10 protein-coding genes are annotated in these 17241 nt (G+C 59.6%); 2 read left to right on the top strand and 8 right to left on the bottom strand.

The genetic code is table 11. The features are described from left to right. Positions 1 to 217: 217 nt before the first annotated feature. Positions 218 to 2164: a M23 family metallopeptidase gene (locus MRBLRC7O_RS20050; protein WP_020811344.1), complete on the top strand. Its 1947-nt coding sequence runs from the start codon at positions 218 to 220 to the stop codon at positions 2162 to 2164. A 68-nt stretch (positions 2165 to 2232) separates the two neighbouring features. Here MRBLRC7O_RS20050 and clpB read toward each other — a convergent pair whose 3' ends face one another. From clpB to MRBLRC7O_RS20020, 6 genes are all read right to left on the bottom strand, one after another. After that, the gene (gene clpB / locus MRBLRC7O_RS20045; RefSeq protein WP_003508767.1) at positions 2233 to 4857 is read right to left on the bottom strand and encodes an ATP-dependent chaperone ClpB; all 2625 of its coding nucleotides are present in this window, start codon (positions 4855 to 4857) and stop codon (positions 2233 to 2235) included. Between the two features lie 367 nt (positions 4858 to 5224). Then, a complete protein-coding gene (locus tag MRBLRC7O_RS20040) occupies positions 5225 to 6016 on the bottom strand; it encodes a DUF4167 domain-containing protein (protein ID WP_031234089.1) in 792 nt (263 codons plus the stop codon). Positions 6017 to 6412: 396 nt separating this feature from the next. Continuing rightward, positions 6413 to 7282, bottom strand: a complete 870-nt coding sequence (gene prmC, locus MRBLRC7O_RS20035) for a peptide chain release factor N(5)-glutamine methyltransferase (protein WP_111820677.1) — start codon at positions 7280 to 7282, stop codon at positions 6413 to 6415. Next, positions 7279 to 8358, bottom strand: coding sequence for a peptide chain release factor 1 (gene prfA, locus MRBLRC7O_RS20030; RefSeq protein WP_003508763.1), 1080 nt, complete (start codon positions 8356 to 8358; stop codon positions 7279 to 7281). The genes prmC and prfA overlap by 4 nt, the downstream gene beginning before the upstream one ends. A gap of 30 nt (positions 8359 to 8388) precedes the next feature. Further along, the gene (gene ptsP / locus MRBLRC7O_RS20025; protein WP_003508762.1) at positions 8389 to 10656 is read right to left on the bottom strand and encodes a phosphoenolpyruvate--protein phosphotransferase; all 2268 of its coding nucleotides are present in this window, start codon (positions 10654 to 10656) and stop codon (positions 8389 to 8391) included. Positions 10657 to 10831: 175 nt separating this feature from the next. Further along, on the bottom strand, positions 10832 to 12109 hold the full coding sequence (locus MRBLRC7O_RS20020) for an aspartate kinase (protein WP_003508761.1): 1278 nt from the start codon (positions 12107 to 12109) through the stop codon (positions 10832 to 10834). 390 nt (positions 12110 to 12499) lie between these two features. On the opposite strand from MRBLRC7O_RS20020, the gene MRBLRC7O_RS20015 reads away from it, so the two are divergent. Next, positions 12500 to 14347 carry a DEAD/DEAH box helicase gene (locus MRBLRC7O_RS20015; RefSeq protein ID WP_003508759.1) on the top strand — a complete coding sequence of 616 codons (1848 nt, stop codon included), beginning with the start codon at positions 12500 to 12502 and terminating at the stop codon, positions 14345 to 14347. Between the two features lie 287 nt (positions 14348 to 14634). On the opposite strand, the gene MRBLRC7O_RS20010 is transcribed toward MRBLRC7O_RS20015, so the two are convergent. Both MRBLRC7O_RS20010 and nspC read right to left on the bottom strand, forming a co-directional pair. After that, positions 14635 to 15873, bottom strand: a complete 1239-nt coding sequence (locus MRBLRC7O_RS20010) for a saccharopine dehydrogenase family protein (protein ID WP_003508758.1) — start codon at positions 15871 to 15873, stop codon at positions 14635 to 14637. A 59-nt stretch (positions 15874 to 15932) separates the two neighbouring features. Then, positions 15933 to 17030 (bottom strand): carboxynorspermidine decarboxylase, encoded by a 1098-nt coding sequence (gene nspC / locus MRBLRC7O_RS20005; protein WP_003508756.1) that lies wholly within the window; start codon positions 17028 to 17030, stop codon positions 15933 to 15935. Positions 17031 to 17241: the final 211 nt, after the last annotated feature.

The following is a 17241-nucleotide window of genomic DNA, read 5'->3' as shown; positions in this document are numbered from 1 at the left end:
CGGGCGGCAAGGCGGGTCTCGCGCCTTCTTTTAGCCCCCTTCCTCGCTAATTGCTTTGCCAACGAAGCGTTAATACGAGACATGCCTGCGCGTGTCCTTATATGGGCTGTTGCGGCATGTCCGCCGGTGCGTCGACCGATTTGACTCACGGCTATGAAAGTTGCACACCTTCGCCTGAAGTTTCTGGAGAGCGCATGACCGACGGGGCACAGCTGGTATGACTGCGGATCGCAATGTGATCCGGTCGCTAGGCACAGAACCGCCAATTCTGGCGGAAGGACGCCGTGCACCCGATCGCCGCGAAATTTCGCTCAGATGGCTTTCCGGCACGTTCCTGACCGGCATTACCTCTTCCATATTGATGGGCGTGGCGCTGTTTGCCGCTCTCGACGGCCGCCAGCAGCTTGCCATTCCCGCCGAAGCCTTCGCCAAGGCGGATATGGGCAACAACGCTACGGAAGCCGCCCGTCGGGGCACACGCCTCGTCGCACCGAATATCGCGGCCCGGCCATCCGACCGGTCGATCATGGAAGTCTCCACCGTTATCAATGAAGGCGACAAGGAAGTGGTCCGCAAGGTCCCCTTCTCCCACGTCAAGATCCCGCTGGCGGCAAATTACGCCAAGCAGGACGACTATCCCGCCTTCGATCCCCTGAATATTTTCGCGAGCAACGAGGACAAGGACGCATCGGCGCCCGCACCAAGCCGGACTGGAACGATCTACGGCTCCGAGGTGGAATCCGAAGTCAGCCTGAAGACAGTCGCCTTTCCCGTTCAGCACTCCAAATATCCCTTCGCCGGCTCCCTGAGTTTCGACGAGGTAGAGGAGGCGGTACGTTCGAACGGCTCGATCCTGACGGATGGCAACGAACAGCTTGCCGCGCTCTATTACATCGACCCCCGCCGTTTCGATAATGATGAAGGCGATGTCGATATCACCGCCGGCCTCGCGGCCCGCGTCGTTGAACAGAACATGTCGGTTTCGACCCCGCAGTCAGCCTCGGTGCCCGTCAAGGAATATGCCGACGACGTGATCCCTGCCCGCCAGACCGAGACCATCGAAGCCGCCCTCTTTGGCGCCGGCTATTCGAAGGCACAGTCGTCGGAAATCGCAGGCCTGCTGTCGCCGCAACTCCAGTCGAACAATGTCGAAAGCGGCGACGTGCTGCGCGTCGGCATTATTCAGGAAGACGACAAGAGCGACATCGTGCGCGTGAGCCTTTACCGCAAGGGCCGCCACATGGTCACCATGGCCATTGATGACCGCAAGCGTTTCATCAAGGCAAGCGAACCGCCAAAGCTCGACGCGGTGGCGACCGCCTTCGACAGTACCCCGGCACCTGCCGCCGGTCGCGATCTGCCGAGCGTTTATGACGGGGTCTACCGTGCGGCCCTGGCTTACGGCATGAACCAGAGCATGGTTTCCCAACTCATCAAGCTTCTGGCCAGCAGCGTCGATTTTCAGGCGCAGCTCAAGCCGGCGGATACGCTGGAAGCCTTCTTCTCCGTGGAAGACGCGGATGGCAAGGCGACGGACAAGTCGGAACTGCTCTACGTCAATGCCAAGTTCGGCGACAACGAGACACGTTTTTACCGCTTCCAGAATCCCGACGATAACAGCATCGATTATTTCGACGAGAACGGCAAAAGCATCCGGCAGTTCCTGTTGCGCAACCCCGTTCCTAACGGCCGCATGACCTCAGGTTTCGGCATGCGCCGCCACCCGGTTTTGAAATTCAGCCGCATGCATACCGGCACCGACTGGGCCGCCGCCCGCGGTACGCCGATTATCGCGACGGGCAACGGCACCGTCGAGAAGGCCGGATGGGCCTCGGGTTACGGTAACCAGACGCTGATCCGCCATGCCAATGGCTACGTCTCTTCCTATAACCACCAGAGCGCCATCGCCAAGGGTGTCACCGAGGGCTCCAAGGTCCGGCAGGGCCAGGTCATCGGTTATGTGGGATCGACCGGCCTTTCGACCGGCGCGCATCTGCATTACGAGCTGATCGTCAACGGCACCAAGGTGGACGCGATGAAGGTGCGCCTGCCGGGTGGCAAGTCGCTTTCCGGCGATGCGCTCGCGCGGTTCTCCGATGAGAGAAAACGTATCGACAATCTGCTGAATATTGACGAAAAGCCCAATCAGGTGGCGAGCCGCTAATTCGCCGGACTTTTACGGCCCCAAAAGCTGCCAAATGAAAAGGGCTCCGTTTCCGGAGCCCTTTCGTTTTATGCCGCATCGGCCGTTTCGGCTTCGGCCTCGCCCTTTGCGGGCTTGACCTTGAACAGCAGCCGGTCGGTGCCCGAGGTCACCTTGACCCGTGAACCGTCAGGAACTTCGCCGCCGAGGATCATTTCGGCAAGCCTGTCCTGAACCGCCTTCTGGATCACCCGCTTCAGCGGACGCGCGCCGTAAGCCGGATCGTAACCCTTGTTGGCAAGCCAGCTGCGGGCATCCTCATCCAGTTCGAGCGAAATCTTGCGATCGCCGAGCAGCGAGATGAGACGCTTCAGCTGGATTTCGACAATTGCACCCATCTCATCGCGCCGCAGGCGGTGGAAAAGGATGATATCGTCGATACGGTTGAGGAATTCCGGCCGGAAATGCGACCGGACCCGCTCCATCACCAGATCACGAACCGAATCCACATCGTCATTGTCGCCCATCTGCGTCATGAATTCCGAGCCGAGGTTCGAGGTCATGATGATGATGGTGTTCTTGAAATCGACGGTGCGGCCCTGGCCGTCCGTCAGACGGCCATCATCCAGCACCTGCAGCAGGACGTTAAAGACGTCAGGATGTGCTTTTTCAATCTCGTCGAACAGCACGACCTGATAGGGCCGGCGGCGAACCGCTTCCGTCAGGGCACCGCCCTCTTCATAACCGACATAGCCGGGAGGTGCGCCGATCAGCCGGGCAACGGAGTGTTTCTCCATATATTCCGACATGTCGAGACGAACCATCGCGGTTTCGTCGTCGAACAGGAAGCGGGCCAAGGACTTGGTCAGCTCGGTCTTGCCGACACCCGTCGGTCCGAGGAAGATGAACGAACCGATCGGCCGGTTGGGATCCTGCAGGCCGGCGCGCGAACGGCGAACCGCCTTGGACACCGCCTGAACGGCCTCGCCCTGCCCGACAACGGACTTGGCAAGCTCGTCTTCCATGCGCAGCAGCTTTTCGCGCTGGCCTTCCAGCATCTTGTCGACCGGAATGCCCGTCCAGCGGGAAACGACATGGGCGATGTTATCGGCCGTGACAACTTCCTGAACCATCGAACCGACACCGCTGCTGTCGCGGGCTTCCGCCGCAGCCAGTTCCTTTTCGAGGCCGGGAATGATGCCATAGGTCAGCTCGCCAGCGCGCTGGAACTGGCCGTTGCGCTGGGCAATCGCCAGTTCGTTGCGGGCTTCATCCAGCCGCTTCTTCAAGTCTGCGGCGTGGCCGAGCTTCTGCTTTTCCGCCTGCCAGCGGGCCGTCAGCGCATCTGCCTTTTCTTCCGTATCGGCCAACTCGTCCTCGAGCTTCTTGAGGCGGTCGGCGGAGGACTGGTCCGTCTCCTGCTTCAAGGCTTCGCGTTCGATCTTCAGCTGAATGATGCGGCGATCCAACTCGTCCAGTTCTTCCGGCTTGGAATCCACCTGCATGCGAAGACGCGAAGCAGCTTCGTCCATCAGGTCGATTGCCTTATCAGGCAGGAACCGGTCGGTGATGTAGCGGTTGGAAAGCGTCGCAGCCGCAACCAGGGCCGAATCCGAGATACGGACCTTGTGGTGCTGTTCGTATTTTTCCTTCAACCCGCGCAGGATCGAGATCGTGTCCTCAACGGTCGGCTCATCCACCAGCACAGGCTGGAAACGGCGGGCAAGGGCCGGATCCTTTTCCACATGCTTGCGATATTCATCGAGCGTGGTGGCGCCGACGCAGTGCAACTCACCGCGGGCAAGGGCGGGCTTCAGGAGGTTGGACGCGTCCATCGCGCCATCGGCCTTGCCGGCGCCGACCAGCGTGTGCATCTCGTCGATGAACAGGATGATGCCGCCGTTTTCGGCCTGCACCTCGTTCAGCACAGCCTTCAGACGCTCTTCAAACTCACCGCGATATTTCGCACCGGCAATCAGCGCGCCCATATCGAGCGCCATCAGCTTCTTGTCCTTCAGGCTTTCGGGCACATCGCCATTGACGATGCGCAGCGCAAGACCTTCGGCAATCGCCGTTTTACCGACGCCGGGTTCACCGATCAGCACGGGATTATTCTTGGTGCGGCGCGACAGGACCTGAATAGTGCGGCGAATTTCGTCGTCGCGACCGATCACCGGATCGAGCTTGCCTTCGCGGGCTTCCTCCGTCAGATCGCGCGCGAATTTCTTCAACGCGTCAAAGCCCTGTTCGGCATTGGCGCTGTCAGCCGTGCGGCCCTTGCGGATGTCGTTGATGACCTGATTGAGCGCCTGCGCCGTTGCACCCGCCTTCTTCAGGGAAGCCGAGGTAGAAGCGGAGCTTTCAATGGCAAGCGCCTGCAGAAGACGCTCGACGGTGACAAAACTGTCGCCGGCCTTCTTGGCAAGATCTTCCGCGGTCGAGAACACTTTGGCGAGCGGCGCGGTGAGCGAAAGGCCACCATTTCCACCGGAAACCTTGGGCAATTTCGCAAGTGCCGCATCATTGGCAAGACGCGCTTCCTTGGCGCTGCCGCCGGCGCGCTCGATCAGCGATGCCGCCATGCCCTGCTCGTCATCGAGCAGAACCTTCAGAACGTGTTCGGGCGAAAACTGCTGATGGTTTTCGGCAAGCGCAAAGGTCTGCGCCGATTGCAGAAAACCACGAACGCGCTCGGAGTATTTTTCAATATTCATAGTCGAACCTCCATAGACCGGCCCGCCCGCTTTCGGCACGGCTCCGGGTGTTAGGGTTGAGGCTCCCTCAAAAGGCAAGCCCCGCTACGACAGCCGTGTTCAAAGGATTTCACGATCGCCGCCTCTTGAAGGTCGGTTGCCGGCGAATGCGGCTTCCGTCCTTCCTGCACGAATATGGGAGGCATTTTCATCGGTTTAAAGGGGAGAAAATCCACCATCCGGGAAATTTTCATACGAACTGACAGGCGTCAATTCGCCGCGCGAAATCCACGCTGACGGCCAGCGGAATGTTCATAGCCAATCGCAAAAAACAAAAAACTCCGGCAAGCCGGAGTTTTTCGATCGCAGAGTGGTTTGCAGAAGCTGCTTATTCGGCAGCGTTCTCAAGCGTGGCAGGTGCAGCGTCGTCACCGGCCGGCGCATCTTCGCCTTCGGCGCCTTCCGCAGCGGCGGTGCGGCGCGGGCGGCGCGGGCGCGGCCCTGTTGCACGGCGTGTCTTCGGTGCACGTTCAGCCGCCGGAGCCTCCGCCTGCTGCTGCTCTTCCTCAACGGCCACTTCCATGGGAGTGCCTTCGATGACCGGCTGCGGCGCCTGGCTGGCGTCGTAAACCGGCGGCTGCTGTTCGGCGGCCACCTGCGGCTGGCGCGGCTGACGTTCCTGCCGCTCGCGGCGGTCCGGACGCTCACGACGCTCCTGGCGCGGTTCGTTCCGCTCAGTACGCTCCTGGCGTTCGGGCTGCTGCGCGCGCTCGACCTGTTCGGCCTGCTGCTGCGGTGCAACGACGCCTTCATCGCCGTCATTCACATCCATATCGTCGCCATCGGCACCGCTATATTCGCCGCGATCGTCGCGCTGGAAGCGTTCCTGCATCTGGGCCTGAGCCGAAGCGATGATGCGGTTATAATGTTCAGCGTGCTGCAGATAGTTCTCGGCGATCACGCGGTCGCCGGAACTCTGCGCGTCGCGCGCCAGAGCCGCGTATTTTTCCGCTATGTGCTGGGCTGTGCCACGGATTTTAACATCGGGGCCGGAGCTGTCATAAGTCCTGGTGAGCGGGTTGCCGCCCTTGCGGTTGAAGTTGTTGTTGTTACCGCCACCATTGTTATTGTTGTTGCTTCCACGCCCCCGGCCGCGCTTGTTTTGCTGTCCTGGCCTCATCAATTGCTCACCTGAATTCTGTTTTGCTGACAATCTGGTTGTTTTCATGCAATTCCGGGCGGAAAACCGCTGGAAATTTTTCCTGAAATTGCTCCATCACGCGCCTTGCCGAAGATAACCCCGGGACAAGACCTCGCGTATGACGACCGGCTGCGCAAATGCTGCACCGAGCCGCCTGCGAACAAAGTTTACTGATTCACATGCCGGAAACGCCCAGCCTTTCAGGGCTCTCAAAAGAACCCGCTTCGGGACTGACCCATACCCTGACGAATCTGTGTTCGTCCTCAGCCACCCAGCATGTGGCCGCAAACTATCCCGCTTCATGCGGAAATCCAAGCCTTTTCTTTTGCTGTGCAAAATATCCTTGCAAAAAATCCGCAGACATATCGCGAACAACTATCTCCGGAAGGTCAAAACTCTGTCGTTACCGCCATAATCCTTCACGGCGTCCAGAAGAGAGAAGCCGTGGGAAGCAAATATAGCGGAAACATCAAGCCTTTGATCGAAACCGATCTCCACACCGACAATCCCGTTTTCCACAAGAAAGCGGCCTGCATCGGCAGCGATGAGGCGGTACGGTGCAAGGCCGTCCTGACCTCCGTCCAGCGCCGCCATCGGATCGTGGTTACGAACCTCTTGGTCAAGCGTTGCGACGATATCAGTCTTTATATAAGGCGGATTCGACACAATTATGTCAAAGCTGCCAGAGATTTTTTCAAACCAGTCGCTGCGTATGGTCTCAAAGCGCGCGCCAAGATCATTTCGGGCCGCATTCCTGGCCGCCGTTTCCAGCGCATCGGCGGAAATATCGCTGCCGATGCCGGTGGCATCGGGGCATTCTTTCAACAGCGCCAGACAGATCGCGCCCGTGCCGGTGCCCATGTCCAGAATGCGGGCGCTGCCCTTGGCGGAGATGGCTTTTTTCAGCTCCGGCAACAGCGTGTCGACCAGAACTTCCGTATCCGGCCGGGGCTCGAGCGTCTCCTTTGACAGAAGAAGATCGAGGCCATGAAATTCCCGGTGGCCGAGAATGCGGTGAACGGGTTCGCCATTCGCCCGCCTTTCGATCATGGTGGCGATACGGGCGCTTTCTTCCGGCGTAACGACACGATCAGGCTTCATCACGAAATCGGTCAATGAAAAATCGATGACCTCCGCAATCAGGAGCCGTGCATCGAGAAGCGGCTCATCGATCCCTGCCGCCTGCAGCCTTTTGCGGGCGGCGGCAAGCGCGCTCGCAACGCTCGCTTCGGCCGCCGTGCTCAAAGCTGCTCGCCGAGCTGGGCAAGCTGACCGGCCTGATAATCGGCGATCAGCGCATCCACGAGTTCATCGATTTCGCCCTCGATCATCCGGTCGAGCTTGTAGAGCGTGAGGTTGATACGGTGATCGGTGACACGACCCTGCGGGAAATTATAGGTGCGAATGCGCTCGGAGCGGTCGCCGGAACCCACCTGGCTCTTGCGGTCCGCCGAACGTTCGCTCTCCACTTTCTGGCGTTCGATATCGTAAAGCCGCGAGCGCAGAACCTGCATGGCCTTGGCGCGGTTCTGATGCTGGGATTTCTCCGAACTGGTGACGATCAGACCTGTCGGAAGATGGGTGATACGAACCGCCGAGTCGGTGGTGTTGACGTGCTGGCCGCCCGCACCGGAAGCACGCATCGTATCGATGCGAATGTCTTCCGGGCGAATTTCGACGTCGATGTCTTCCGCTTCCGGCAGCACGGCAACCGTGGCGGCCGAGGTGTGGATGCGGCCGCTCGCTTCCGTTTCCGGCACGCGCTGCACCCGGTGTACGCCGGATTCGAACTTCAGCTTGGAAAATACCCCTCGCCCGCTGATCGTGGCGATGATTTCTTTGTAACCGCCCGCTTCACCCTCGCTGGCGGAAAGCACTTCGACTTTCCACCCCTTGGTCGATGCAAAACGCTCATACATGCGGAAGAGATCACCGGCAAAAAGTGCCGCCTCGGAGCCGCCGGTGCCGGCGCGGATTTCAAGGATCGCGCTTTTTTCGTCCGCCGCATCCTTCGGCAGCAACAGGACCTGCATGTCCTTTTCAAGCTCGCCGATGCGGGTCTCGATTTCCGGCAGCTCCATTTCCGCCAGGTCGCGCATATCCCTGTCGGTCGTCTTGTCAGCAAGCAACGCCTCGAGATCGGCCGCTTCGGAGACCGCCTTCTCGTATTCGCGGATTTTCTTCACTACCGGCTCGAGTTCGGAATATTCCGAAGCCAGCTTCACATAAACATCCGCTGCAGGCCCGGCCGACATACGCGCTTCGATCTCGCCGAAACGTCTTTCCAACTCGCGCATTTTTTCGACGGGAAGCTTCGCCACCAGTCACTCCAATACTGAAACAGGTCTTTTTTAAATGGGAATGGAATGCGTCGCCGCAAAGCGTAACAACACCTCGCGCGCGCTTTCCAGCGAATTATGGTCGTCCAGCGCCGCGTTCAGCTCATCGGCAAGGCGTGCGGCATCAAGCCCGAGCAGCATGGCCTTCACAGGGCCGATCGCCGTCGGCGACATCGAAACCGAACGAAAACCGAGGCCAATCAAAGCCATGGCCGACAGCGGCTTGCTCGCCATTTCACCGCACAGCGTCACCGAAGTGTGGTGCCTTTCGCCGGCGCGCACGATATCGCGTAGAATGCGCAGGAACGGCTTGCCGAGATTGTCGAAACGATCCGAAACACGCGCATTGCCGCGATCCACCGCCATCGAGAACTGGAACAGGTCATTCGAGCCGACGGAGACGAAATCCACCTCCTGCATCAGCTCATCGAGCTGCCACATCAAGGACGGCACTTCCAGCATCGCGCCGAATTGCAGCTTTTTCGGCAGCGCGTGGCTGAATTTCGAGAGATGCTGCACTTCCTTCTGGAGCAGATCGCGTGCGGCGCGGATTTCGGACACTTCCGTCACCATCGGCAGCATCATGCGCAATTCAGCACCGGAGGCGGCACGCAGCAGCGCGCGCATCTGCGTGCGCATCAGGCCCGGACGGTCGAGCGACAGGCGGATCGCCCGCCAGCCCAGCGCCGGGTTTTCCTCTTCCTGGCCGCGCATATAAGAAACGACTTTATCGCCGCCGATATCCAGCGTGCGGAAGGTGACGCTTTTTCCCTTCGCCTGCCGCAGAACGGAGCGGTAAAAAGCCTCTTGCTCCTCGCCCTTCGGCATGTTGGAGGCGATCATGAATTGCAGCTCGGTGCGGAAAAGGCCGATGCCATCGGCGCCGGATTCCTCCAGCTGCGGCAGGTCTACCAGCAGGCCCGCATTCATCTTCAGATTGACCTTCTGGCCATCCTTGGTGATCGGCTCGACATTGCGAAGCGCGCGGAACTGCTCCTGCCGCTTGGCGCGCAGGCGAACTTTTTCCTCATAGGCGCGCTGCAAATCCGACATCGGACGCAGATGCACCTGACCGTCATCACCATCGATGATGATGGGGTCGTTATTTTCAGCAAGGGCGACGATGCCCGTCGCCTGCCCGATGATCGGAATGCCCATGGCGCGCGCCACGATGACGACATGGCTCGTCACCGCGCCGTCTTCGAGCACGAGACCGCGCAATTTCTCACGCGGATAATCCAAGAGTTCGGCGGCACCCATGGCGCGGGCAAGCACGATGGCGTCGAGCGGGAAATCCTGCTCGGGACCACGCCCGCCAAAACCGATGAGCTGGCGCAGCAGCCGGTTGGCGAGATCGTCGAAATCATGCATGCGTTCGCGCAGGTAAGGATCGGTCAGGCGCATCATTCGCGCCTTGGTGTCGCTCTGCACCTTTTCGACAGCCGCTTCCGCCGTCAGGCCGTTGCGGATCGCCTCTTCCATGCGGCGTACCCAGCCCTGATCGTGGGCAAACATGCGATAGGTCTCGAGAACTTCGCGATGTTCTCCCTCGGTCGGCACGTCACGGCGCTGCAACATGTCGTCGATCGACAGGCGTAGCGACCCAATGGCATCGGCAAGACGCCGGATTTCCGTATCCGCATCTTCATTGAGGAGATTGGTGACGACAATGCGGGGATCATGCAGCACGACGTGACCAAGACCGATGCCTTCGCCATAGGCGTCGCCATCGATGGAAACGGCACGCGTCAGATCAAGCTCCACACCGGGGCGGGTGATCTTTTTCAACTCGCCGCTCGCCACTATTTCAGCGATAAGCATCGCGGTTGTCTCGAGCGCTTCAATTTCATCCTCCCGGTATGTTCGGCTGGCCTTGTTCTGGACCACAAGAACGCCAAGAGTGCGACCGGAGCGCAAAATCGGCACGCCGAGGAAGGAATGATAAATTTCCTCACCGGTTTCAGGAAGATAGCGGAAAGCCGGATGCGCCTGCGCATCGGAAAGATTGAGCGGCTGGGCCGAAGCGGCAATCGTGCCGACAAGACCCTGCCCCATTTTCAGCTGTGCAAGATGCACGGCATCCTTGTTGAGACCTTCGGTGGCGTAAAGTTCCAGCACGCTGTCGGAGCGCAGCACGTAGACCGAGCAAACCTCCGCCACCATGTTGCTGGCAATCTGACGGACGATCTGGTCCAGACGGTCCTGCGGTTCAAGGTGCTCCGCCATCATTTCGCGCAGCCGCTTGAGCAGGACGCGCGGACCTGCGGAAAGGTCTCTCATCGCGTTTGCTCCCCGACGCTTCCGATCCGAATGTCATAATATTCGAGAATCAAAACGTCATTTAAAAATTTATAGCGCGAGAAGCGCGTCCCGCAAGGGACACGCTTTCATGAAACGCCACATCGGAAGAACGCAACTCCGAAGAATCGGAGCATCGGGAACCGATGTCTCGGCTTCAAGCCTTATCGAGGCCGTAGGCGGAATGCAAAGTGCGGACCGCAAGTTCGGCATAGGCGCCGTCAATCAGGATCGAAATCTTGATCTCGGACGTGGTGATGGCCTTGATGTTGATATTCTTCTCGGCAAGCGCCTTGAACGCGCTGGCGGCAACGCCCGCGTGGCTGCGCATGCCGATGCCGATGACGGACACCTTGGCAAGGCCGGTTTCGTTCTGTGCGACGTCGAAGCCGATCTGGGCCTTGTTGTCATCCAGAACCTTCAGAGCCTTGGCAACATCGCCCGAGGGAACGGTGAAGGTCATGTCGGTGCGCGAACCATCTTCGGAGATGTTCTGCACGATCATGTCGACATTGATATGCGCTTCCGCCAGCGGCCCGAAGATCGCGGCGGAGACGCCCGGACGGTCGGCCACGCGGCGCAGCGAGATCTGTGCTTCATCCTTGGCATAGGCGATGCCGGTTACGACTTCCTGTTCCACGATTTCATCCTCGTCACAAATCAAAGTACCGGGCGGGTTGATGAGGTCGCCCATGCCCGGCGCATCGGGATCCTCGAAACTGGAGCGAACGAAGGTGCGCACCTTGTGTACCATGGCAAGCTCGACCGAGCGAACCTGCAGAACCTTCGCGCCGAGAGACGCCATTTCGAGCATTTCCTCGAAAGCGATCTTCTTCATGCGGCGAGCCTTGGGCTCGATGCGCGGATCGGTGGTGTAGACGCCATCGACGTCAGTGTAAATGTCGCAGCGATCCGCCTTGACGGCGGCGGCGATGGCGACAGCGGACGTATCCGAGCCGCCGCGACCGAGCGTCGCGATGCGATTATCCGGGCCGATGCCTTGGAAACCGGCAACGACGGCTACCTGGCCTTCGCCCATGCGGTGGACGATATCCGAACCGTCGATCTCGAGAATGCGGGCGGCGCCATGCGCATTGTCGGTGCGGATCGGAATCTGCCAGCCCTGCCAGGAGCGCGCATTGATGCCCATGGATTGCAGCGTGATCGCCAGAAGACCCGATGTCACCTGTTCGCCTGATGCGACAACCGCGTCATATTCGCGCGCGTCGAAGAACGAAGCGGCGTTGGCGCCGGCAACCTTCGCGGCGTTCTGCACCCAGTCCACCAGCTCATTGGTTTTGCCGGACATGGCGGAAACGACCACGGCCACTTCATGGCCGGCATCCACTTCGCGTTTCACATGCCGTGCGACATTGTGAATGCGTTCGAGGTTCGCGACGGACGTGCCGCCGAATTTCATGACAATGCGAGCCATAGCCTTGACCAGTACCATCCCATTTTCCCGCCGGCTCCCTCTGGAAACGGACGGACAAGAACAAACCCAGTCGGCCCTTCCTGACAAAGAGCCTCAAGTTGCGGGTCTCTTAGCGAAAAGGCGGGGGGCACGCAATGCCGTTTATGAACCATGCGGTACGCCTTTTTCGGGAGCCTGAGCATGGAACAATGGCGCAAGGAAGCGCCGGCTGGATAAAGCACACGCAAAAGAGCGTACCGCAGTGCACTGTACAAACGGGCCCATTCGCAGTATGAGCGCGGCAATGCAACCGGCCAGATGGCCGAAATGGCCTGTATCGGCTGCCCCGGAGACTTTAGGACCTATTGGTTTCGGGCGGATGCGGGCAGCTTCATATCCGAAAGACGGTAGATGACAGACACCCAGGGTATCGCCCCGGCGATCGCGCAGGCGTTGGAAAAACGCGGCTACAAAGATTTGACCCCCGTGCAGCAGGCCATGCTTGCGCCGGAACTCGCCGACAAGGACGCGCTGGTTTCCGCGCAGACCGGTTCCGGCAAGACGGTCGCCTTCGGCATCGCGCTTGCGACCACGCTGCTGCGCGACGACAACCGCTTCGGACAGGCTTCCGCGCCGCTGGCGCTTGCCATTGCGCCAACCCGCGAACTGGCCATGCAGGTCAAGCGCGAACTGGAATGGCTTTATGAGTTTGCCGGTGTTTCCATTGCCTCCTGCGTCGGCGGCATGGACATCCGCAATGAGCGGCGGGCGCTGGAGCGCGGCGCGCACATCGTCGTCGGCACGCCCGGTCGTCTCTGCGACCACATCAAGCGCAATGCACTTGATCTGTCCTCCATCCGTGCGGTTGTGCTTGACGAAGCCGACGAGATGCTCGACCTCGGTTTCCGCGAAGATCTGGAATTCATTCTGGAAGAATCGCCCGACGATCGCCGCACGTTGATGTTCTCGGCCACCGTGCCGCGCAGCATCGCCAAGCTTGCCGAAAGCTACCAGAAGAATGCCGTGCGCATCGCCACTGCTTCCGAACAGAAGCAGCATGTGGATATCGAATATCGCGCCATGCTGGTGTCCCCGGCAGACCGCGAAAACGCCATCATCAATGCGCTGCGCTTCTATGAAGCCCGCAACGCCATCGTTTTCTGCTCCACCCGCGCGGCCGTCAACCATCTGACAGCGCGGCTGAATAATCGCGGCTTTGCCGTCGTGGCGCTGTCAGGCGAATTGACCCAGAACGAGCGCACCCATGCGCTGCAGGCCATGCGCGATGGCCGCGCCCGCGTCTGCGTTGCGACCGACGTTGCCGCGCGCGGCATCGACCTGCCGGGTCTCGAACTCGTCATACACGCCGACCTGCCGACCAATTCCGAAACGCTTCTGCACCGCTCCGGCCGTACCGGCCGCGCCGGCCAGAAGGGCGTCAGCGCCATCGTGGTGCCGGTCAACCAGCGCCGCAAGGCAGAACGCCTGCTTGAGGGCGCCAAGGTCAGCCCAGCATGGGTTCGTCCGCCTTCCGCCGAAGAGATCGTCGAGCGCGACGGCGCCCGGCTTCTGGCCGATCCTTCGCTGACCGAGGCTGTAGCCGATGACGAACGCGATTTCGTCACCAAGCTCCTGGAACAGCATGGCGCGGAAAAGGTCGCCGCCGCTTTCGTGCGTCTTTACCACGCCGGACGGTCTGCACCTGAAGACATCACGGAAGTCTCGCTGGACAACAGCCGCAAGCCGCGCCGCGACAGTTTCGAGACGGTCGAAAACGATGCCCCGCGCCGCGAACGCTCCGATTTCGCCGACAGCGCGTGGTTTTCGCTGTCCGTCGGCCGCAAGCAGAGCGCCGAGCCGCGCTGGCTCATCCCCATGCTCTGCCGCTTCGGCAAGATCACCCGCCAGGATATCGGCGCGATCCGCATGCAGCAGACGGAGACCTTCGTGGAACTGGCGGCCGATGCCGTCGACCGTTTCACCTCCGCCATCGGCAAGGACATGATGCTCGAAAAGGGCATCCGTCTGAAGGCTCTGGAAGGCAAGCCGGAAATAACCGGCGGCTTCCGCGAAGATACGCGTCCGGCCAAGGCCCAGCGCAAGTTCAGCAAATCGGACAATGCGGCCGCTCCCCGCGATGACCGCAAGACTGACGACAAGCCCTGGAAAAAGAAGAAGCCCTTCGGCGACAAACCTAAATACGAGGGCAAGAAGGACAGGCCTTTCGAAAAGCGTGGGCCGAAGCCGACAAAGGGCTGAGGTCGACCCTTCGCAAGCCTCGGAAATTTCGGATCCCGTTCATTCGGGGCCTGAGGCCGGCGGCAAGGTTTCTGCCGTCATGCCGGCCTTGAGCCGGCATCCAGCCACGGCGCTTCGCGCCGTGAGAAGACTCTCCCGCGATCAAGGACTTGATCGCGCTGGACCCCGGACTAAATCCGGGGTGACGGTGGGGTGCTACGAATTCGCCAAACTATTTGGGTCGCCTCCAACAAAAAGCCCCGCTTTCGCGGGGCTTTTTCTATTTCCATCAATCAAAACGCCTGCAATCAGAACTCCAGCGCGCGGTCGCCGTTTTCGTCCTTGATGCGGTTCGGAAGACCGATCTTGTTCAGAATGTTCAGGAACGGCTTCGGCGGCAGTTCTTCAACGTTCGCCATCTGCTTCACGTCCCATTCGCCTGTCGCAATCAGCATGGCGGCGGCGACCGGGGGAACGCCGGCGGTGTAGGAAATGCCCTGCGAGCCGACTTCCTCATAGGCTTCCTTGTGGTCAGCCACGTTGTAGATGAAGACTTCGCGTTCCTTGCCGTCCTTGATGCCCTTGACGATATCGCCAATGCAGGTCTTGCCGACATAATCGGGCGCCAGAGAAGACGGATCGGGCAGCACGGCCTTCACCACCTTGAGCGGCACGACTTCAAGGCCTTCAGCCGTCTTGACCGGCTTCTCCGACAGGAGGCCGAGGTTCTTCAGCACGGTGAAGACATTGATGTAGTGATCGCCGAAACCCATCCAGAAGCGCACATCGGCGCCGTCCATGTTCTTGGACAGCGAATGCACTTCGTCGTGGCCCGTCATGTAGGCCTTCTGCTTGCCGACGACAGGCAGGTCGAATTCCTGGCCGACTTCGAACATCTGGTTCGTCTGCCACTCACCCTTCTGCCAGGAATAAACAACACCGGTGAATTCGCGGAAGTTGATTTCCGGATCGAAGTTGGTGGAGAACCAGCGGCCGTGGCTGCCGGCATTGATATCGACGATATCGACCGAGGTGACCTTGTCGAAATAGTCATCCTTGGCGAGACGCGCATAGGCGTTCACCACACCCGGGTCGAAGCCGACGCCGAGAATGGCGGTAATGCCCTTTTCCTTGCACTCTTCCGCGCGCTTCCACTCGTAGTTTCCGTACCACGGCGGCGCTTCGCAAATCTTGGTCGGATCCTCGTGGATCGCCGTATCCATATAGGCAACACCCGTGTCCATGCAGGCACGAAGAACGGACATGTTGACGAAAGCCGAACCGACATTGATGACGATTTCCACGCCGGTTTTTTTGATCAAGGCTTTCGTCGCCTCGATATCCATCGCGTCAAGCGCATGGGCCTCAAGTTTCACATCAGTCTTGAGGCTCTTCTTTTCGCGTACGGACTCGACAATCTTGCGGCACTTTCCCAAGGTCCGTGACGCAATATGAATGTCTCCCAATACATCGCTGTTCTGGGCGCACTTATGCGCCACGACCTGTGCTACGCCACCGGCGCCGATGATCAGAACGTTCTTCTTCATTTCAGGTGATGCCTCCTTTTCCCCGCAGGGATAAGCTTCGTTGGATGTTGAAACAGGGTTTAAGACAGGCTTTGCTCGAAATCGGCAAAGTCGAATTCACGAACGGCGCGCACGGTGCCGTCCAGTTCCTTGATGGCGATCGCCGGCATCTTCACGCCGTTGAACCAGTTCTTCTTGACCATCGTGTAACCGGCCGCATCCTGGAAGGAGATGCGGTCACCGACCTTCAGCTCCTTGTCGAAACGGAAGTCGCCGAAAATATCGCCGGCGAGGCAGGACTTGCCGCAGACCATATAGGGATGTTCGCCCTCATTCGGCGACACCTTGGCGGTTTCGCGGTAGATCAGCAGATCGAGCATATGCGCTTCAATCGAGCTGTCGACGATGGCGAGGTTCTTGCCGTTGAACAGCGTGTCGAGAACCGTCACTTCGAGTGTCGTGCTTTTGGTGATCGAGGCTTCGCCCGGCTCCAGATAGACCTGCACGCCGTATTTTTCCGAAAAGGCACGCAGGCGGTCGCAGAACTGGTCGAGCGGATAATTGTCGCCGGTGAAATGAATGCCGCCGCCGAGGCTCACCCATTCGGCGCGCGACAGCAGCGATCCGAATTTTTCCTCGATCTGCGTCAACATGCGGTCGAACAGCGAGAAATCACCGTTTTCGCAATTGTTGTGGATCATGAAGCCGGAAATGCGATCCATGACCTTGTCGACCTTGGCGACATCCCATTCGCCGAGGCGGCTGAAGGGGCGCGCGGGATCGGCAAGATCAAAGCTCGAGGAGCTGACCTGCGGGTTGAGGCGCAGACCGCGTGTGATGCCGGAAGCCTTGTCCGCGAAACGCTCGAGCTGACCGATCGAATTGAAGATGATCTTGTCGGCATTCGCAATCACCTCGTCGATTTCATAATCGGCATAGGCGACGGAATAGGCATGGGTCTCGCCGCCGAATTTCTCGCGGCCGAGACGCACCTCATAAAGCGATGACGAGGTGGTGCCATCCATATATTGCGACATGAAATCGAACACCGACCATGTGGCAAAGCACTTCAGCGCCAGCAGCGCCTTGGCGCCGGATTTTTCCCGCACATAGGCAATCTTCTCCATGTTGCGAAGAAGTTTTGTCTTGTCGATAAGGTAATAGGGCGTCTGGAGCATGTCGTTTCACATATTGATTGAAGTCAAGGTACGTCTCGATGATGGGCCTTATATGATGCTTGTGACAGGAAAACAAATGTCCGGCACCGAATTCCCGGAAAATAGCCCCCGAGCCGAAATGCCTGTGAAGAAAACACCTTCCCTTGCGGAACCAAGCCGGCATGGGCGCGTTTGAATGACGGACAGGCGGGTGTTTCGGCCGCCGTAACGA

The sequence above is a fragment of the Agrobacterium radiobacter genome (genome assembly GCF_040801995.1).
Lineage (GTDB): Bacteria > Pseudomonadota > Alphaproteobacteria > Rhizobiales > Rhizobiaceae > Agrobacterium > Agrobacterium radiobacter.
Note: the sequence above shows the minus strand (reverse complement) of the source record. Positions and strands in the feature narration are given on the sequence as shown.